Source organism: Micromonospora sp. CNZ297 (assembly GCF_007827625.1).
Genome location: NZ_VISU01000019.1, coordinates 1 through 17,751 on the forward strand (window position 1 = coordinate 1; position 17,751 = coordinate 17,751).

The 17,751-nt window shown below is 73.2% G+C and carries 22 protein-coding genes; 9 read left to right on the forward strand and 13 right to left on the reverse strand.

What is annotated here, in order from left to right:
* Positions 1-176: 176 nt before the first annotated feature.
* Both FB454_RS26405 and FB454_RS26410 read right to left on the reverse strand, forming a co-directional pair.
* Complete coding sequence (locus tag FB454_RS26405; protein WP_114920407.1) at positions 177-545, reverse strand: DUF4180 domain-containing protein; 369 nt, start codon at positions 543-545, stop codon at positions 177-179.
* Positions 538-987 carry a helix-turn-helix domain-containing protein gene (locus FB454_RS26410; RefSeq protein WP_486485460.1) on the reverse strand — a complete coding sequence of 150 codons (450 nt, stop codon included), beginning with the start codon at positions 985-987 and terminating at the stop codon, positions 538-540. The genes FB454_RS26405 and FB454_RS26410 overlap by 8 nt, the downstream gene beginning before the upstream one ends.
* 88 nt (positions 988-1,075) lie before the next feature.
* On the opposite strand from FB454_RS26410, the gene FB454_RS26415 reads away from it, so the two are divergent.
* The 3 genes from FB454_RS26415 to FB454_RS26425 all read left to right on the forward strand — a co-directional run bounded on the left by FB454_RS26415 (position 1,076) and on the right by FB454_RS26425 (position 4,042).
* Entirely contained in the window at positions 1,076-1,843 is a 768-nt protein-coding gene (locus FB454_RS26415; RefSeq protein WP_013286331.1) for a glycerophosphodiester phosphodiesterase family protein, read from the forward strand.
* Between the two features lie 20 nt (positions 1,844-1,863).
* The gene (locus tag FB454_RS26420) at positions 1,864-3,261 is read left to right on the forward strand and encodes an MFS transporter (RefSeq protein ID WP_013286330.1); all 1,398 of its coding nucleotides are present in this window, start codon (positions 1,864-1,866) and stop codon (positions 3,259-3,261) included.
* Between the two features lie 94 nt (positions 3,262-3,355).
* The gene (locus FB454_RS26425; protein WP_369830071.1) at positions 3,356-4,042 is read left to right on the forward strand and encodes a thymidine kinase; all 687 of its coding nucleotides are present in this window, start codon (positions 3,356-3,358) and stop codon (positions 4,040-4,042) included.
* 3 nt (positions 4,043-4,045) lie between these two features.
* On the opposite strand, the gene FB454_RS26430 is transcribed toward FB454_RS26425, so the two are convergent.
* Positions 4,046-4,504: an Rv0361 family membrane protein gene (locus FB454_RS26430; RefSeq protein WP_145823708.1), complete on the reverse strand. Its 459-nt coding sequence runs from the start codon at positions 4,502-4,504 to the stop codon at positions 4,046-4,048.
* Positions 4,505-4,603: 99 nt separating this feature from the next.
* On the opposite strand from FB454_RS26430, the gene FB454_RS26435 reads away from it, so the two are divergent.
* The gene (locus FB454_RS26435) at positions 4,604-4,975 is read left to right on the forward strand and encodes a VOC family protein (RefSeq protein ID WP_013286327.1); all 372 of its coding nucleotides are present in this window, start codon (positions 4,604-4,606) and stop codon (positions 4,973-4,975) included.
* 55 nt (positions 4,976-5,030) lie between these two features.
* On the opposite strand, the gene FB454_RS26440 is transcribed toward FB454_RS26435, so the two are convergent.
* The 6 genes from FB454_RS26440 to FB454_RS26465 all read right to left on the reverse strand — a co-directional run bounded on the left by FB454_RS26440 (position 5,031) and on the right by FB454_RS26465 (position 8,918).
* The gene (locus FB454_RS26440; protein ID WP_013286326.1) at positions 5,031-6,020 is read right to left on the reverse strand and encodes a tyrosine-type recombinase/integrase; all 990 of its coding nucleotides are present in this window, start codon (positions 6,018-6,020) and stop codon (positions 5,031-5,033) included.
* Positions 6,021-6,132: 112 nt separating this feature from the next.
* Entirely contained in the window at positions 6,133-6,567 is a 435-nt protein-coding gene (locus tag FB454_RS26445; protein WP_013286325.1) for an Hsp20/alpha crystallin family protein, read from the reverse strand.
* 74 nt (positions 6,568-6,641) lie between these two features.
* Positions 6,642-7,151: a GNAT family N-acetyltransferase gene (locus FB454_RS26450; protein WP_486485461.1), complete on the reverse strand. Its 510-nt coding sequence runs from the start codon at positions 7,149-7,151 to the stop codon at positions 6,642-6,644.
* Positions 7,148-7,675 carry a DUF2087 domain-containing protein gene (locus FB454_RS26455; protein WP_013286323.1) on the reverse strand — a complete coding sequence of 176 codons (528 nt, stop codon included), beginning with the start codon at positions 7,673-7,675 and terminating at the stop codon, positions 7,148-7,150. The genes FB454_RS26450 and FB454_RS26455 overlap by 4 nt, the downstream gene beginning before the upstream one ends.
* Positions 7,676-7,807: 132 nt before the next feature.
* Positions 7,808-8,362, reverse strand: coding sequence for an isochorismatase family protein (locus FB454_RS26460; RefSeq protein WP_013286322.1), 555 nt, complete (start codon positions 8,360-8,362; stop codon positions 7,808-7,810).
* Positions 8,363-8,429: 67 nt separating this feature from the next.
* A complete protein-coding gene (locus tag FB454_RS26465) occupies positions 8,430-8,918 on the reverse strand; it encodes a GNAT family N-acetyltransferase (RefSeq protein ID WP_013286321.1) in 489 nt (162 codons plus the stop codon).
* 108 nt (positions 8,919-9,026) lie between these two features.
* Between FB454_RS26465 and FB454_RS26470 the strand changes: the two genes are divergently transcribed.
* The 3 genes from FB454_RS26470 (at position 9,027) to FB454_RS26480 (ending at position 11,852) form a co-directional block, all read left to right on the forward strand.
* Positions 9,027-10,568 (forward strand): ArnT family glycosyltransferase, encoded by a 1,542-nt coding sequence (locus FB454_RS26470; protein ID WP_145823709.1) that lies wholly within the window; start codon positions 9,027-9,029, stop codon positions 10,566-10,568.
* Positions 10,569-10,581: 13 nt separating this feature from the next.
* Positions 10,582-11,400 carry a TIGR04222 domain-containing membrane protein gene (locus tag FB454_RS26475; RefSeq protein WP_013286319.1) on the forward strand — a complete coding sequence of 273 codons (819 nt, stop codon included), beginning with the start codon at positions 10,582-10,584 and terminating at the stop codon, positions 11,398-11,400.
* Between the two features lie 143 nt (positions 11,401-11,543).
* Complete coding sequence (locus FB454_RS26480; protein ID WP_013286318.1) at positions 11,544-11,852, forward strand: hypothetical protein; 309 nt, start codon at positions 11,544-11,546, stop codon at positions 11,850-11,852.
* A gap of 67 nt (positions 11,853-11,919) precedes the next feature.
* Here FB454_RS26480 and FB454_RS26485 read toward each other — a convergent pair whose 3' ends face one another.
* The gene (locus FB454_RS26485) at positions 11,920-13,491 is read right to left on the reverse strand and encodes an MDR family MFS transporter (protein WP_123110140.1); all 1,572 of its coding nucleotides are present in this window, start codon (positions 13,489-13,491) and stop codon (positions 11,920-11,922) included.
* Between the two features lie 62 nt (positions 13,492-13,553).
* Entirely contained in the window at positions 13,554-14,171 is a 618-nt protein-coding gene (locus FB454_RS26490) for an acyl-CoA-like ligand-binding transcription factor (protein ID WP_030272272.1), read from the reverse strand.
* Between the two features lie 333 nt (positions 14,172-14,504).
* On the opposite strand from FB454_RS26490, the gene FB454_RS26495 reads away from it, so the two are divergent.
* Complete coding sequence (locus tag FB454_RS26495; RefSeq protein ID WP_235437602.1) at positions 14,505-15,041, forward strand: DUF1062 domain-containing protein; 537 nt, start codon at positions 14,505-14,507, stop codon at positions 15,039-15,041.
* Between the two features lie 43 nt (positions 15,042-15,084).
* Here FB454_RS26495 and FB454_RS26500 read toward each other — a convergent pair whose 3' ends face one another.
* A complete protein-coding gene (locus FB454_RS26500; protein WP_486485467.1) occupies positions 15,085-16,257 on the reverse strand; it encodes a macrolide family glycosyltransferase in 1,173 nt (390 codons plus the stop codon).
* A gap of 128 nt (positions 16,258-16,385) precedes the next feature.
* Here FB454_RS26500 and FB454_RS26505 point away from each other — a divergent pair, with 128 nt between their 5' ends.
* The gene (locus tag FB454_RS26505; protein WP_013286313.1) at positions 16,386-16,979 is read left to right on the forward strand and encodes a TetR/AcrR family transcriptional regulator; all 594 of its coding nucleotides are present in this window, start codon (positions 16,386-16,388) and stop codon (positions 16,977-16,979) included.
* On the opposite strand, the gene FB454_RS26510 is transcribed toward FB454_RS26505, so the two are convergent.
* On the reverse strand, positions 16,959-17,705 hold the full coding sequence (locus FB454_RS26510; protein WP_145823767.1) for an NAD(P)H-binding protein: 747 nt from the start codon (positions 17,703-17,705) through the stop codon (positions 16,959-16,961). The two genes, FB454_RS26505 and FB454_RS26510, sit on opposite strands and share 21 nt — an antisense overlap.
* Between the last annotated feature and the right edge of the window lie 46 nt (positions 17,706-17,751).

Genomic DNA, 17,751 nt, shown 5'->3' on the forward strand with positions numbered 1-17,751 from the left:
GCCGGATCAACGAAGAGCCACCCAAGTGATCACCAACGCCGAACCCTAACGGCAATCAGCCGAACCGATCACCACAGACATAGAAGCGTCTTGCAATTGGTGCCCCGGCAAAACCGGCCAAACGCCCCCGACGAGGGCCGCAAGTGCAAGATCAGCGGCGCGAGGGCGGGGTGGGATCAGGGGGTGGTGCGCAGCCGGTCGTCGAGTGCGGCCAGGTCCGGGACGAACCACACCTGGTCGTGCCGGTTCGACTCGGCCACCAGCGCGCGCAACGCGCCGCTGCGCTCCAGGTGGGCGGAGATGTCACCGACGATCGCCAGGCGCAGCCGGTAGTTGACGAACTTCTGCATCACGTCACCGGCGAAGCGGGTGCCGAGCGTGAAGAAGTCGGGGTCGAGCCGCTCGGCCGGCACCGCGACCACAGTCGCGCCGAGGAACGCCGCGCCGATCAGGTCCAGCGCGTCGCGCTCGGTGGCGATCGGCGGGCCGTCCGGGTCGCAGACCAGCACCTGCTCGCCGGCGCGCTCCTGCATCAGGTCAGCCACGGCCGCGCTCCCCGCCGCCGAGCAGGCCGTTGCCGCCGTCGAGCACCCCGTCGAGCAGGCGCAGCAGGTCGGCGGTGGCGGTGAGATCGCCCAGGATCATGATGGTCATGCGGTGCCGCTCCTCGTCGTGGACCGTCTGCACGCGCAGCGGACGGTCCGGGTCGTGGTGGGTGTTCACACCGGCCAGCACCAGCGTGGCGAGCCGGTCGGCGGCGGCCCGGTCGACGCCGTCGAGCCGCACGACGCTCGACACCTCCGCCCCCGGCGCCGAGGGCGGCGCCGGGCGGCCGGTCAGCGCGTCCAGGTCCGCGCGGGCGATCCGGTACTGCTTGCCGATCCGCGTGGCCCGCAGCCGCCCGGAGCGGATGTAGCCGCGCACGGTGCGCACGTGCAGGCCGAGCAGGTCAGCGACCTGATCCACCGAGTACATGTCGTTACTCATCGCACCCTATCTTAGCGATGATGGGGAACGATAGGTAATTTCACCGCCCGGCCATGTCTGCGCCACCCGGGCCGGGCATACTGCCCGCGTGCAGCCCCGTCACGGCTACCTCGACGCGCCCGCGCCGCTGGCGTTCGCCCACCGCGGCGGCGCGGCCGACGGCGACGAGAACACCGCCGCCGCGTTCGCCCGTGCCGTCGCCCTGGGCTACCGGTACGTGGAGACCGACGTGCACGCCACCGCCGACGGCGTACCGGTGGTCTTCCACGACCCGACGCTGCGCCGGGTCACCGGCGAGCCGGGTCGCATCGCGGATCTGCGCTGGGCCGACCTGGCCTCGGTACGCGTCGGCGGCGCCGCCCTGGTGCCCCGCCTGGACGAGGTGCTCGGCGCCTGGCCGCAGGTGCGGTTCAACATCGACGTGAAGTCCGACGGCGGCGTGACGCCCACCGTCGCCACGGTCACCCGGGTCCGCGCGGGCGGGCGGGTGCTGCTCGCCTCGTTCAGCGACGCCCGGCTGGCCCGGCTGCGGGCGCTGGCCGGGCCGAAGGTCGCCACCAGCCTCGGCATGCGCGGCGTGGCCCGGCTGCGGCTGGCCTCGCTGCACGGACGGCCGCTACGGCTGCCCCCGTCGGTGGTGGCCGCGCAGGTGCCCGTCGCCTTCGGGCGGGTGCCGGTGGCCGACCGGCGGTTCCTCGCGTACTGCCACCGGATCGGGTTGCAGGTGCACGTCTGGACGATCGACGATCCCGCCCAGATGCACCACTTACTTGATCTTGGTGTGGATGGCATCATGACCGATCACGTCAGCGTGCTCCGTGACGTCTATCGCAGTCGCGGCCACTGGGCCGCCTGAGCCCCCGAGGACGACCCCCGATGGCCGATACGGTCACCCCCGCCGTCGCCGACCCCGCCGGACCGGGCAGCACCCGCCGCGAGCGCACCGGCTGGTACTTCTACGACTGGGCGAACTCCGCGTTCCAGACCACAGTCATCACGGTCTTCCTCGGGCCGTTCCTCACCACGGTCACCGAACTCGCCGCCGGTTGCGAGCTGGGCGCGGACAGCTGCGACGGCGCGGTGTACCCGCTGGGCATCAAGGTCGCCGCCGGCTCGTTCTACCCGTACCTGATCTCGCTGTCGGTCTTCCTCACCGTGTTCGTGCTGCCGGTGATCGGCGCGATCGCCGACCGGTCGGCGCACAAGAAGCGGCTGCTCGCCGCCGCGGCGTTCACCGGCGCCGGCGCGACCATCGCGTTCGCGTTCGTCACCGGCGAGCGCTACCTGCTCGGCGGCGCGCTGTTCCTGATCGCGAACATCTCCTTCGGCGCCGCCGTGGTCGTCTACAACTCGTTCCTGCCGCAACTCGGCGGTCCCGACGAGCGCGACGGCATCTCCAGCCGCGGCTGGGCCATCGGCTACCTCGGCGGCGGCCTGCTGCTCGCGCTGAACCTCGTCGCGGTCACCATGCTCAGCGAGGAGGGCAACGCCCAGCGCACGCTGGACCTGGCCCGCTGGTCGATCGTGTCCGCAGGCGTGTGGTGGGCCGCGTTCACCCTGGTGCCGCTGCGCTGGCTGCGGGAGCACCCGACCGAGGCGGCCCGCCGGGGCGGCAGCGGCGTCAACGTGCTCACCGACGGGTTCCGGCAGCTCGGGCGCACCCTGCGGGAGATCAAGACGTACCCGCTGACGCTGTACTTCCTGCTCGCGTTCCTGGTCTTCAACGACGGCATCCAGACCGTCATCACCCTCGCCAGCCAGTACGGCACCGAGGAGCTGCGGCTGGAGCAGAGCACGCTGATCGTGACGATCCTGCTGGTGCAGTTCCTCGCCTTCGGCGGCGCGCTCGCCCTCGGCGCGCTCGCCAAACGCATCGGTGCCTGGAAGACCGTGCTGCTGTCGCTGGTGCTCTGGACCGGTGTGATCATCGCCGCGTTCCGGCTGCCGGCCGAGGCGCCCGTGCCGTTCATGATCCTCGGCGGCTGCATCGGCCTGGTGCTCGGCGGCAGCCAGGCGCTGAGCCGGTCGCTGTTCAGCCAGCTCATCCCGGCCGGCAAGGAGGGCGAGTACTACGGCTTCTACGAGATCAGCGACAAGGGCACCAGCTGGCTCGGCCCGCTGGCATTCGGCCTGGTCTTCCAGCTGACCTCGTCGTACCGGGTGGGCCTGGTGTCGCTGCTGATCTTCTTCGTGGTCGGCTTCGCGCTGCTGGCCGCCGTGCCGATGCGCCGGGCCATCATCGCCGCCGGGAACACCCCGCCCCGGGTGCTCTGACCCGCCGCGCCCCCGTGGATCATCGGGGGCCTGATCAGGCGGCGTCGATGGACTAGGCTGCCCCGACGTGACCGACGACGCCGCCCCCACCTGCCTGGCCCGCCCCCTGCCGGGGCCCGGCGACGACCGGGCCGCCGGCTGCGCCGCCGCCCGCGGCGTCGACGGCCGGCCGCTGCACGCCGCCGCGCTCAAGTTCTTCTGGGGACCGATGGACTGCGGCAAGTCCACCATGGCGTTGCAGATGAACCACAACCACGCCCGGCAGGGCCGCCGCGGCCTGGTCACCACCCGCATCGACCGCTCGCTGGGCCCGCAGGTCACCACCCGCATCGGCCTGGCCCACGAGGCCGTCGAGGTCACCGACGACCTCGACCTGCGCGTCCTGGTCCGCGACGCGTGGGCCGAGGGGGTACGCGTGGACTACCTGATCTGCGACGAGGCCTCGTTCTACAACCTCGAACACATCGAGCAGATGGCCGAGCTGGTCGACCGGTTCGACGTCGACGTCTACGCCTTCGGACTGGCGACCGACTTCCGCTCCTGCCTGTTCCCCGCGGCGCAGCGGCTGTTCGAACTGGCCGACGAGGTGGCCCGCATCCAGGTCGAGGTGCTGTGCTGGTGCGGCCGGGAAGGGCTGCTCAACGCCCGCGTGGTCGGCGGCCGGGTGGTCCGCGAGGGCGCGCAGGTCGTCATCGGCGACACCGTGGACACCGCCGACGTGCGCTACCAGGTGCTGTGCCGGCGCCACTACCGCTCCGGGGACCTCGGCCCGCGTGGCTGAGCGTCAGAACGGGTCTCCGCACACCCGCCAGCCGCCGCCCTCCGGCACCACAGGCAGCTCCCGCTCCTCGCTGCCGCCGCCGTCCCGGTTGATCCGCACGACCACCGTGCCGCGCGGCCGGCCCGATCGGGTCGCCACCGACACGTCGACGATCTCGTAGCCGCTGACCTGCGGAGGCGTCCGCACCCAACTGCCGAAGCCCGACTTGCTCCACCTGCCCCGGGCCTCGGCGCACAGCCGCTCGTACGCCGCGTCGGTGTCACCGGCCGCGACGTCGCGGAAGAACCCGTCGGCGGTCTCCCGCACCGGCCCGTCGGCCTGGAACACCACCTGCGCGTTCCACGCCGCCAGCCCGGCCACCCCGATCAGGCAGGTGCCCACGCCGAGACCGGCGATCAGCACGCCCGCGCGTAGCGGGCGGCGACGCCGGGCCGTGTGGTGCCACTCCCGCTGCCTGCCCATCACTGTCGACGGTAGGCAACCGGACGGTGACGCGCAGCCGGTTACGACGCGCGCTCGTACCGGACAGCAAACGGCGGGCATCGGCGGCAGACTGTCCGCATGACAGCTCATGCCGACATCGCCATGATCAGTATCGACAGCTCCGACCCGGCCGCGCACGCCGCTTTCTACGCCAAGGCGCTGGGATGGGAGATAACCCACAGCGAGGCCGAGTACGCCATGATCGTCAAGGACGGCCCGGCGATCGGGTTCGGCCTGGTGCCCGGCTACACGCCGCCGGCGTGGCCGGACGAGAGCGGCGACAAGCGTTACCACCTGGACCTCTACGTCGACGACGTGGCGGTCGCGGAGAAGGACCTGGTGGCGGCCGGCGCGACCCGGCCCGAGTTCCAGCCCGGCGGCGAGCGGTGGACCGTGCTGCTCGACCCGATCGGGCAGCCGTTCTGCCTCTGCCCCCGCCCCCAGGGCTGACCGGTCGGCGCAGCGGGCCGCAGTGCTCCGCGGCCCGCTGCGCGGCTGGTGGCGGTCAGCCGCGGCGGCGGGCCCGCGCCGCCCAGATCGCGTACGCCGGATCCCGGTCCAGGTTGTGCCGGTCCCGGTCGTAGCGGCGGGTGGTACGCGGATCGGCGTGCCCCATCGCGTCCTGCACGTCCTCCAGCGGCACCCCCTCGGAGCGGGCCGTGGTGGCGAACGCGTGACGCAGCGAGTGCGGCGACAACTTCGCCCACGCGGCGATCCCGGCCCGCTGCGCGAGGCGGCGCACCAGCCGGAACACGGCGTGCCGGTCCAACCGGCCGCCGGTGGCGGTGACCAGCAGCGGACCGGTCAGCTCCGGCACGGTGACACCCTGCGCGGCGGCCCGCACGGCCAGGTAGGCGTCGACCGCGTACGCGGTGCCCGGGGTGAGCGCGCGCCGGCGTACCTTGCCGCCCTTGCCGACGAAGCGGATGCTGCGGTGACCGCGCTCCGTGCCCAGGTCGGACACGTCCAGCGCGACCAGCTCCCCCACCCGCAGCCCCAGGTCGGCAAGCAGCGCGACGGCGGCCCGGTTGCGGGCGGCGGCCGGGCCGGTGTCGGCCTCGGCGGCGGCGATCAGCGCGTCGACCTCGTCGGGGGTCAGGCCGACGGTGGCGGAGTGGTCCCGGTCGACGCGCGGCCGGTCCGCCGCCGACACCGGGTTGGCGGGCACCGCGCCCAGCTTGACCAGGAAGTCGTACCAGCTCGACAGCGCGGACAGCCGCCGCGCGACGGTGGCCGGGGTGAGCGGACGGCCGGCGCGGCCGCGGGGTGTGGACTCCAGTTCCCGGCCGTAGGTGTTGACGTCGAGGAAGGTGGCCCGCAGCGGGTCGACTGCCTGCTCGGCGCACCACGTCAGCCATCCGGTGACGTCGCGGCGGTACGCGTCGCGGGTGTGCTCGGACAGCCGCCGGTTGCGCAGCCACGCCTCGGTGACGTCGGCCGGACCGGCGGGCAGGGCGGCGGGGCGGGCGCGGGGCAGCACCTCGGGGCGAAGCATGTGAGAAAGGTTCTCAGCCGGCGGGGTGTTTGGCGACGAGGCGCGCTGACCGCCGGTACGCCGAAGGGGGTCGGCCGGCGCTCCGGCCTCCCCCGCTTCGGGCGTGACGTGCTCAGGCGGTGGTGAGCTGACGGTGGCCGTTGCTCTCGGCGGGCGTGCTCACAGTGATCCGGCGCGGCTTGGCGCGCTCGGCGATCGGGATGCGCAGCGTCAGCACGCCGTTGTCGTAGCCGGCCTCCAGCCGGTCGGTGTCGAGCGTGTCGCCCAGGAACAGCTGCCGGGTGAACGTGCCCATCGGGCGCTCGGCGGCGACCAGTTCGACGTTCTCGCCGGTCGGGCGACGGCGCTCGGCGCGGACGGTCAGCACGTTGCGCTCGACGGTGCAGTCGATGCTGTCCGGGTCCACGCCGGGCAGGTCGAACGCCGCGTAGAAGTGGTCACCGTCGCGGTACGCGTCGAGGTGCATCACGGCGGGCCGGGCGGTGGTGCCGAAGAACTGCTCGGCGATCCGGTCGATCTCGCGGAACGGGTCGGTACGCATCAACATGACTCTTGCCTCCTCGGTTCTCCTGACCCAAGGTCTCAAGTTGAGTCCGGGTGACTCAAGTTCCTGGTTCTGTTTTAGCGCGCCTGCGCCGCGTCGTCAACTCGTCCCGCGAGCGCCTTCTCGAACCAGTGCTGGGCGTACGGGCCGCTGGTGAACGCGGGGATCTCCCGGTAGCCGTGCCGGGCGTACAGGGCCCGTGCCTCGACCAGGTCCGAGCGGGTGTCCAGCCGGATCCGCGTCGCCCCGCCCCCGGTCGCGTACGCCTCGATCGCGGCGATCAGCGCCGCCCCGCCCCCGGCGCCCCGGTGCTCCGGGCGCACGTACACCCGGGTCAGCTCGGCCCATCCCGGCTGCCACCTCAGCCCGGCGCACCCGGCGAGCCGGCCGTCGCGGCGGGCGAGCACCAGCAGCCCGGTGGGAGGGGCCAGGTCGTCGCTCGGGTCCTCGGCCAGCGCGGCGTCCACCTCGCCGGGCCGCTCCGGACGGCCGTACCAGCGGCTCACCATCTCCGCCATGTACTCGCGCAGCATCAGCGCCGCGTCCGGCCCGTCCGGGCGCACGACCTGCGTGCTCCAGCCCGTCACGGGCCGGTCCGCCAGTAGACGCCCTGCTCGCGGGTGAGCAGCATGTCGTCGATCAGGTAACGGCGCAGCGTCACGTGGTCGGCGTCGCCGCCCTCGCACCAGCGGCGCAGCGCGTCGTCCACCTCCCGTTCCGGGTAGCGCCGCCCGGGTTCGAAGGTGCGTTCGGTGATGTGCTCCAGCAGCACGCGGCGGCGCCCCCGCTGCGCGGGCAGCCGGGTCAGCGCGCCGTCGCGCAGGAACGTGCGCAGGATCGTCTCGCGCGGGTTCGCGGCCGGCGCCGCCGGGGATGCCGCACCGGCCCGCGCGAACTCGCGCAGCCGCCCGGCGTCGACCCGCAGCCCGTCACCGTCGTCGGTGAGCACCCCGGCGTCGGTGAGACGGCGGACGGCCACTGCGGCGTCGCGGGCGGGCAGGCCGGTACGGGCCACCACGGCCGGCACGTCCCGGGCGCCGAGCACGATCGCGGCGAACACGGTCCGGCGGCGCTCGTCGGCGAGCGCCCCGGCGAGGGCTTGAGCGGTCATGGCGGGCAGCCTGTCAGCAACCCGCCGGATCCGGCGAGGCGTTTTCCGGCCGCCGCTCCCCGGGTCGCCACGGCGGACGGCGGCCCGGCCGGTCCCCGACACCGACCGGCGCGACCGGTGCGTCCCGGCAGGTCAGGCCGCGAAGTCCACCTCGGCGGCCTCGACGGTGCCGGCGGTGCGCCCCGGAGCGGTCTGGAAACTCCAGTAGAGGTTGGTGTGGGCGATCACCTGCGCGGGCGGCGGCGCGCCGTAGGCGGACAGGTCTTCGGTGGTGTGCGCGTCGGCGACGAGCGTGGCGTCGTAGCCGCGGGTGAACGCCCCGTGCAGCGTCGACCTGATGCACGCGTCGGTCTGCGCGCCGGTCACGACCAGCCGGCCCACCCCGGCGGCGGCGAGCACCGGCTCCAGGTCGGTGTCCTCGAAGGAGTCGCCGTACGCCTTGTGCACCAGCGGCTCGTCGTCGCGGCGCGACAGCTCCGGCACGATCCGCCACTGCTCACTGTCGGGCGGCAGGTCGTCGCTGCGGTGCTGCACCCACACCACCGGGACGGCGGCGTCGCGGGCACGGTCGACCAGACCGGCGATGGTGGCGACCACGCGGTCACGGTCGTGGGCGCCGCCCACCACACCGTTCTGCACGTCGACGACGAGCAACGCGGTGTGCGGACGGCCGGTGAGCGTGGTCATGGCGACTCCTCGGGTGGTGACGGTCCCGGTCAACCTAGCCCCGGCCACCGACACTCCCGGGCCGCGCTCACAGCCGCCGGTGCATCACGTGCAGCCCGACCCGTCCCCGCTCCGGGTGCGCGAACGCCTCCGGCACGGTGCCGATCACCGTGAAGCCGAGCCGCCGGTACAGCTCCACCGCCGCCGTGTTGGTCTCCACCACGGCGTTGAACTGCATCGCGGCGAAACCCTGCCGCCGGGCCCAGTCCAGGGCCTCCTCGCACAGCGCCCGGCCCACACCCCGGCCGCGGGCGTCCGCCGCGACCATGAAACTCGCCGTCGCCACGTGCGACCCCGGCCCGGGCCGGTTCGGGCCCATCTTCGCGGTGCCGCGCACCGCGCCGTCGCGGTCCACCGCGACCGAGGTACGCCCCGGCGGGCGCTCCACCCACACCTCGCGCACCGTCTCCGGCGGCCACCGCGGGTCGTACGGGAACGTGTCGGCGGCGGTGATGACGTCGGCGAGGATCGGCCGGACCTGGGCCCAGTCGGCGTCGGTGTAGTCACGAATCAGCATCGGCGCGCACGCTAGCCGCCGCCCCGGCCGTCCGGCCACCGGTTTCCGCCCACCCGGCCGAGGGCGGCGGGGCATCGGCGGGCCACCCGCCGGGGCCATCATGGACGGGTGGCCGAATCAGTCGCCGACATCGATCGGAGCGAGGCCGCCGCACCCGGTGGCCCGCCGCCCGCCGGTCCGCGTACCGCCGCGCCACTGGTGGTGGGCGCGGTCCTCACCGTCGTGCTGCTGTCGCTGGCCGGCCGCTACGGCTACCACCGCGACGAGCTGTACTTCCTGCTGTGCGGCCGGCACCTCGACTGGGGCTACGTCGACCAGGGGCCTCTCGTGCCGGCCCTGGCCCGGCTGGCGGACACGATCGCGCCGGGCAACCTGGTGGTGCTGCGTACCCCGTCGGCGTTCATCGGCGGCGCGGCGGTGGTCCTGGTCGCCGCGATCGCCCGGCAGTTCGGCGCCGGCCGCGTCGCCCAGACGGCTGCGGCGGTGCTCGCCGCCGCCTCGGGCATCGTGCTGGCCGGCGGCCACCTGCTCAGCACCACGAGCGTCGACCTGCTGGTGTGGCTGGCCGCCGCGCTGTGCGTGGTGCGGATGCTGCGCACCGGCGACACCCGGTGGGCGCTCGGCGCCGGGCTCGCGCTCGGCGTCGGCCTGCTCAACAAGCCGCTGCCCGCGCTGCTCGGCGTGGGCCTGGTCGCGGGTCTGCTGATCGCCGGGCCGCGCCGGCTGCTGCGGGACCGGTGGGTGCTCGCCGGCGCGGGAATCGCCGCGCTGCTCGCCGTGCCGTACGCGGTGTGGCAGGCCGCGCACGGCTTCCCGCAGCTCGACGTCGCCGCGTCGATCGCCGACGGCGACAGCTCCTACAGCGGCCGGATCGACGCGGTGGTGCTCCAGTTCCTGATCATCAGCCCGTTCGCGGTCCCGGTGTGGGTAGCCGGGCTGGTGGCGCTGCTGCGCCGGCCGTCCTGGGCGGCGTACCGGTCGCTGGCCTGGGCGTGGATGGTGGTGGTCGCGATCGTGGTGGCGGCCGGTGGCAAGGGCTACTACGACGCGCCGCTGCTGCTGGTGCTCACCGCCGCCGGGGTGGTGCCGGTCGTCGCGTGGGCGCGGCGGGGCGCGGCCCGGGGCCGGCAGGCGCTGCTGGTCACAGCCGCCGTGCTGATGGCGGCGAGCAGCGCGGTGCTGCTGCTGCCCACGCTGCCGGCCGACCGGCTGCCCGGGTTCGTGGTCGCTGTGAACTACGACGCGGGCGAGACCATCGGCTGGCCCGAGTTCGCCGACTCGGTGGCCGCCGTGCACCGCGCGCTGCCGCCGGCTGAGCGCGACCGGGCGGTGGTGCTGACCGGTAACTACGGCGAGGCCGGGGCGCTGGCCCGCTACGGTCCGGCCCGGGGCCTGCCCCGCGGGTACTCCGGGCACAACAGCATGGCCACGTTCGGCCGGCCGCCCGACGACGCCGACGTGGTGATCGTCGTCGGCTGGTCCCGGCCGGAGCCGCTGCGTGCCTGGTTCACCGAGGTCACCGAGGTGGGCCGGGTCGACCAGCGGGTCGACGTCGACAACGACGAGAACGGCGAGCCGATCTTCCTCGCCCGGGGCCTGCGGCGTCCGTGGTCACAGATCTGGGACACCGAGGTACGCCACGGCTCCTGAGATACTTGCCGCCATGCTCTGGGGAGTCAGCGGGCCGATCTTCCTCCTCGACTACCTCGGCGCGGTCGCCGTGGCAGTCGTGATCGCCGTGGCGGTACGCGAACTGACCGGCCGCCGTACCCGTGGTGCGACGCCCGACCGGGTCGAGCTGGCGTACCTGACCGACCGGGCGCTGCTGGCCTGCCAGGTCGGGGTGGCCGCGCTGCGCCGCGCGGGCGGGGTCGACGTCGGCGAACTCGCCACCCTGCACGCGCAGGGGCCGCCTCCGGCTGGTTCGCCCGCGCTGGTGCGCGCCCTGCACACCGCGCTGCGCCGCCCGCAGACCTGGGCGGCGGTGCTCGCCGATCCCGCAGTGGGCCGGGCGCTGCGCCGTACGGTCGGGCGGCTGGTCCGCGACGGCTGGCTGCTCACCCCCGGGCAGCGGCGGCGGATCGCGCTGGGCACGGTGCCGCTGTTCGCGGTCGCCGCGGTCGGACTGACCCGGCTGGTGGACAGCGCGGTCGAGGGGCGCTCGGCGGGCGGCCCGGCCTCGGTCGCCGGGCTGCTGCTGTGCTGCCTGGCCACCGCGCTGGGTGGCTGGTGGCTGACCGAGGTGCCGGAGACCGGCGCCGCCGCCCGCCGGTTGCTGCGGCGGCTGCGCCGCGAGCACGCCGACCTGGACCCGGAGCGCCGCCCGGTCTGGCAGGGCCGGGACACCGACACGCTGCTGACCGGGATGGCCCTGTTCGGCCCCCGGCCGCTGCTCGCCGTGGACCCGGCGTTCGCCGTGCAGGTGGGCGTCGACCCGGAACGGGACCGCCCGCGCCCCGACCGCAAACCGGCCCGCCGCTGACCAGACCTCTCATTTCGGGTCGATCATGAGGTTGACGGCGTTCCGTGTCCGGTTTGCCCGGCACAACTTCATGATCGACGGAGGGCAGGCAGGCCGGGGCGCCGGCCGGGTTTCCTTGTCTTGAGCGCCGGGAAGGCTCGGGCATGGCCGAGACATTCGTGAGCGAAGACCTGAAGACACTGCAGGCGATTGCGCGCGGGGCCGGGATACAGGAGGTCGACCGCCTGTCGCCGGACCAACTGGTCGAGGCGCTGCGCCGCGCCGGGGTGACCGACGGTACGCAGGACCAGTGGCCGCCCCAGCCGATCGAGGACCCGGCCCACCTGGCGGGGCTGCCCCGCAGCTCGCTGAAGCAGGGCGACGAGAGCACCGGCGGCCGGGCCGCCGAGGAGTCGATCGGCGCCATGCCCGGCGAGTCCGGCACGGAGATCAACGACCGCACCGAACGCTGACCGTACGCGAGGAAAGGGCCGCCCCCGGTGTTCCCGGGGGCGGCCCTCCACGCTCGACCGGACGCGGTCAGTGCATGCCGGCGGCGGCAGCCGCCTCCTCGCGGGCCCGGCGCTCGTCGCCGCTGAGCGTGTTCAGCGGCTTCTCCTTGATGAACAGCACGACGATCAGGGCGAGCAGCGCGAACGGCGCGCCGATGAGGAACATCTCCGACGTGGCGATGCCGTAGACGTCCTGCACGATCCGCAGCACCGGCTCCGGCAGGGCGGACAGGTCCGGCACCTCGGCCGAACCGCCGCCGGCCGCGACCGGGCCCAGCCGCTCCACGGTCAGCGAGGTCACCCGGTTCGCCAGGACCGCGCCGAGCGCGCTCACGCCGACCGCGCCGCCCATGCTGCGGAAGAACGTCAGCACCGAGGTGGCCGCGCCGAGTTCGGCGGCCGGTACGTCGTTCTGCGCGGCCAGCACCAGGTTCTGCAGGAGCATGCCCACGCCGACACCCAGCACCGCCATGTACACCGACAGCACCGGCACGCTCGTGTTCGCGTCGATGGTGCTCAGCAGCAGCATGCCGACCGTCATCACCGCGGCGCCGGCGACCAGGAACATCTTCCAGCGGCCGTACTTGGTGATCAGCTGACCCGCCACGGTCGAGGAGACCAGCAGGCCGAGGACCATCGGCAGGCTCATCAGGCCGGCCGCGGTCGGCGACTTGCCCAGCGAGGTCTGGAAGTACTGCGACAGGAACACGGTGCCGCCGAACATCGCCACGCCCACGAGGATGCTCGCGATCGTGGTGAGACTGACGGTGCGGTTACGGAAGATGCCGAGCGGGATGATCGGCTCCTCGGTGCGGGACTCGACGAACACGGCGAGCGCGAGCAGCGCCAGCCCGCCGCCGACCAGCAGCGCGGTCCAGCCGGACGCCCAGTCGAACTTGTTGCCCGCCAGCGACGACCAGATCAGCAGCGTGGACACGCCCGAGGTGATCAGGAGGGCGCCGAGCCAGTCGATGCGGACCTTGCGGCGCACCACCGGCAGGTGCAGCGTCTTCTGCAGCAGGGCGATGGACAGCAGGCTGAACGGCACACCGATCAGGAAGCACCAGCGCCAGCCGAGCCAGGACGTGTCGACCAGGACACCGCCGATCAGCGGGCCGGCGATGGTGCCGACACCGAACACGGCGCCGAAGATGCCGGCGTACCGGCCCAGCTCACGCGGCGGGATCATGGCCGCCATGACGATCGTGGCGAGCGCTGTCATGCCGCCCGCGCCGATGCCCTGGATGACCCGGCTGAGCAGCAGCACCTCGACGTTCGGGGTGAAGCCGGCGACCAGCGAACCGGCCACGAACAGGCCGAGGGACAGCTGGATGAGCAGCTTCTTGCTGTAGAGGTCGGCCATCTTGCCCCACAGCGGCACCGTCGCGGTCATCGCGAGAAGCTCGCTGGTGACGATCCAGGTGTAGACGGTCTGGCTGCCGTCGAGGTCGGCGATGATCCGGGGCAGCGCGTTCGCCACCACCGTCGAGGCGAGGATCGCCACGAACATGCCGACCATCAGGCCGGACAACGCCTGGAGGACCTCCCGGCGTGACATCCGCGTACCCGTCTCGGCGGGCGGAACAGTGGCGGTGGTCATCGAACTCCTTGTCGTGTGCACCGGCGAGTGGCCGCGCGACGGCGGCGGCCGGTAGGAACGGCTCAGGCCGAGGCGTACGGATCGGGCAGGCCGGCGGCGACGGCGGCGAACGCCTCGGCGGTCAGTTCGCGCAGCGTCGTCGTGTCGGGTCGCTCGACCCACTGCATGAGGGCCGTGCGGAAGACCGCGCCGGCGACAGTGGTGACGAGCGTCGGGTGGCCGTGGCACGGGTCGACGCCCAGCCGGGCGGCCACCGCCGCGACGATCACCTGCTCGGTCTCGGCGTTGCCGCTGATCAGCCGCGGAAGAAGCGACGGGTTCGCCGCGATCACCCGCAGGCGCAGCAGCCACACCTCGCGGTCGGCCTCGACGGCCTCGACCACGTCGTCGAAGGCCAGCCGCAGCGCGTCGAACGCGGACAGCTCCGGCGGGGCGGCGACGATGCGGGCGGCAAGCACCTCGCGGTCGGTCGGCTGGTCGCCGAGCAGCGCCTCGTCCTTGCTGGGGAAGTAGTTGAAGAAGGTGCGGGCCGACACGTCGGCGGCCTCGCTGATCTCCTCCACCGTCACCTGGTCCAGGCCGCGTTCGGCGACCAGGCGCAGCGCGGCGGCGCTGAGCGCGGCGCGGGTCTGGCGCTTCTTGCGGTCACGCAGGCCGGGGCGGCTCTGATCCGGGGTCACGCGACGACACTACGAGCAATCTTGCAGACAGTGCAAACTTTTAGTGAGTGAAGTGACGGGCGCCGCATCGCACCGGCGCCGGAAAACGGGTTGAGGGCGGTTCCGGACTTCCCGTACGTTTCCCGCACTCCTGTCGCAGCGAAGAAGGACGACTCCGCGTGACCCCTCCTGCTCTCTAGAACCTGACACGTTCCCCACGCCTGTAGCCGGCCGTTGCGCGCCGGCTCCCCGGGCTGCCCTCGCGCGCCCGGCCACAGCGTCCGAGGCCGCGCGTGATCGGCCTCGCGTCAGGTCTTCAGAGATCAGGTCTCCATGTCATCCCAACCGCATATCGTGCTGCCCTGGGTCGTACGCCGGACCCGCCTTCCGCTGCTGTCGCTGCGCTGCGCCGTCTGCCGGGCCGAGTCGGCCACCGCCGCCAAGGGCCGGTTCCGCGTCAACGCCAACGGCAAGCTGCTGGACGTGTGGCTGCTCGTCCGGTGCGTGTCCTGCGACCGCACCGTCAAGCTCACCGTCCGCGAGCGGGCGACCGTCAGCTCGTTCGATCCCGCCGAGCTGCACGGCCACCACGTCAACGATCCCGCCCTGGTGGCGGCCACACTGCTGGATCCGGCGTTCGCCCGGCGCTGCCGCTTCACCCTGGACTGGACGGACGCGTGGACGCTGGACGCGCCCACGGTGCCGCTGGACCGGTGGCCGGTCCAGGTGGACGTCACCTTCGAGGATCCGGTGCCGGTACGCCCGGACCGGCTCATCGCTCGCCGGTTCGGCCTCACCCGGTCCGAGGTGCTGCGCCGGGTCAAGTGCGACATCCCGCTGAAGCGTCCGACGAGCACCGCCTTCACCTTCACCGTGCTGGCGGAGGACTGACCGGGGCGTGGTTGCGGCGGCACCCGGCCGCCGCGACCACGCATCACCCGCCGCTCGCCGTGGCGAGTTCGGCCTCGATCAGATCGGCGGCCCGGTCGGCGCCGCCGACGGCGCGGGCCTGCCGCTTCAGCTGCGCACTACGCGCCACCACGGCGGGGTCCGCGGTGAGGGCGAGCAGCGTCTCGCGCAGCTCCGCGGCGGTGACGGTGGCCGAGTCGACGACCCGGGCGACGCCGAGGGATGCCAGCTGCTCGGCGTTCGCGAACTGGTCGGCCGCCTGCGGTACGGCGATCATCGGCGTCCCGCAGTAGAGACCTTCGCTGCTGCCGCCCATGCCGGCATGGGTGACGAAGGCATCCGCCTGCTCCAGTACGGCCAGCTGCGGCACCCACCGGTGCACCTCGACGCTGTCCGGAACGGGGCCGAGCTCGGCGGGATCGACGTGCTTGCCGATCTGGAGAACCGTGTGCCAGCCGGGCAGGTCACCGAACGCGGCGATGCAACGGCGGTAGAACTCGGGCTGCCGGGTGAAGGCGGAGCCGAGCGAGACGAGCAGCACCTTGTCTGCGCGCTCCGGTCGTACCCAGGAGCCCTGGTCGGAGCGGTCGCCCAGGACCGGGCCGACGAAGCTGTAGACCGACCGGTCCACGCGGTCGGCGTTCGGCTGGAGCGCCTCCGGCGGCAGGACGAGGCTGCGCACCGGCCGCCCCTGGAACGCCATGCTGTCGGTGACCGACGAACCCTCAGCGGTCAGCCACGCCGTGAACCGCTGGTAGTAGTCGGCGCCGCGCGGATCTGCCCGCATCGCCTCCACGGCGGGTGCCATCTCCTGCTCGTAGCCGTCCCAGGCGACGAACGTCGAGGACAGCTGGACGGCCGGAATCCCCCACTGCTCGCCGAGCAGCCGCGCCGGCGCGCCGGCGATGTCGTAGAGGAACAGGTCCGGCCGGTCGTCGGCGTAGGCGGTCCGTAGCTGCGGCAGCATGGCGACGGCGTCGTCGAGGAAGAGCGTGAGCTGCGCGATCGGGTCGTCGATGCCGGCGCCGCCGTCGGCGGGCAGCGTCGAGGCGTACGGCTTCAGCTCCGCGCCGGTGGTCCGGACGACCTCGGCGAAGGCGGGATCGTTGGCGTAGGTGACCCGGTGGCCGCGCCGCACGAGGGCACTGATGATCTCCAGGCTCGGGTTGACGTGGCCGTGGAACGGAATGCTGACCATGGCGATGTGCGGCACGTGATCTCCTGATCTCCACTGAGACGAGACGTCGCGTCTCGCTTGCCAAAGAAAAGCACGAGGTGACCGCGCCCGTCAAGACGCTACGTCTCGTCTCGCTGTAGGCTGTCGCTGTGACTCCGCAGCCCACCCGCCGCAACGAGCAGTCCCGCCGCGCGATCCTCGCCGCCGCGCTGGAGCTGCTGGCCGAGACCGGCTATCCGGCCCTGACCGTCGAGGCGATCGCCGCCCGCGCCGGAGTCGGCAAGCAGACCATCTACCGCTGGTGGCGCGGCAAGGGCGCGGTCATCCTGGACGCGCTCGCCGACGACATGCCGGAGGTCATCGCCCTGCCCGACACCGGTGACCTGCGGGCCGATCTGCGTGAGGTGCTCCGGGCCACTGTCGCCGAGTTCGCCGATCCGCGGCTGTCCGCGACCACCCGTGCCGTCACCATCGAGACTCTCGCCGACGAGGAGCTGGCCGACCAGGCGCGCGACCGGCTGCTCCGCCCCCAGCTGAACGCCGTCCGCGTACGCCTGGAGGCCGCCCGCGAGGCCGGCCAGGTACGCCCCGACGCTCCCCTGGACCAGGTGGTGGAGCTGCTGTTCGGCCCGCTCTACCACCGCTGGCTGCTGCGCAACGGCCCACTGACCGACGACTACGCCGACGGCATCGTCGACCTGGTCGTCGCCGCCGTCACCCCGTCAACGAGCACCCGCGGCTAGCCAGTCGTCGAAGCTGGTCGGCGCGATGCGTACGCCGTCGCCCGGCAGCAGCACGTTGCCGGACATCGAGGTGCCGAACACGCCCGACCACGTCGGAACAAGCCGGATCCGGCGGCCCCGCGCCTCGTGGGTGCGCCGGGCCATGTCGACGAGATCCTCCGTCGCGGGTCCGGCGATGTCGGCGTGGTGTCCCTGCGGTTCACCGACGGCGACCTCGGCGAGGATGTCGGCGACGTCCCGGGGTGCGATCGGCTGCACCAGCAGCGGTGCGACGGTGGCGACGCCGTCGCGTTCGGTCCAGCCGGTGACCATGGCGGCGAAGTCGTGGAACTGGGTGGCCGGGACGATCGTCCACGGCACCGGCCCGCCTGCTACCAGTCGCTCCTGTTCCCGCTTGCCCGCGTAGTGGGCGTTGTCGTCGACCCGGTGGATGCCGACGATCGACAGCAGCACGTGGTGCCGTACGCCGGCGCGTCGCTCGGCCGCCAGCAGGTTGCGCGTGAGGCCGCCGAGGTACGCAATCGTCTCGGAACGATCGCCTGCCGCCACGTTCGTCGTGTCGACGACCGCCTCTACGCCGGCGAGCGCCTCGTCCAGCCCGGTGCCCGTCGTCAGATCCACGCCCAGAGAGCGGCTGATGCGCACGACGTCGTGGCCCTGCCGCTCCAACGCGGCGACGGTCAGTGCCCCGATCCGGCCCGTCGCTCCCGCAACCGCGATCCGCATCGCCATCTGCCTCCTCTCGGATGCGTCCGCCTCACCGTAGTCGGCG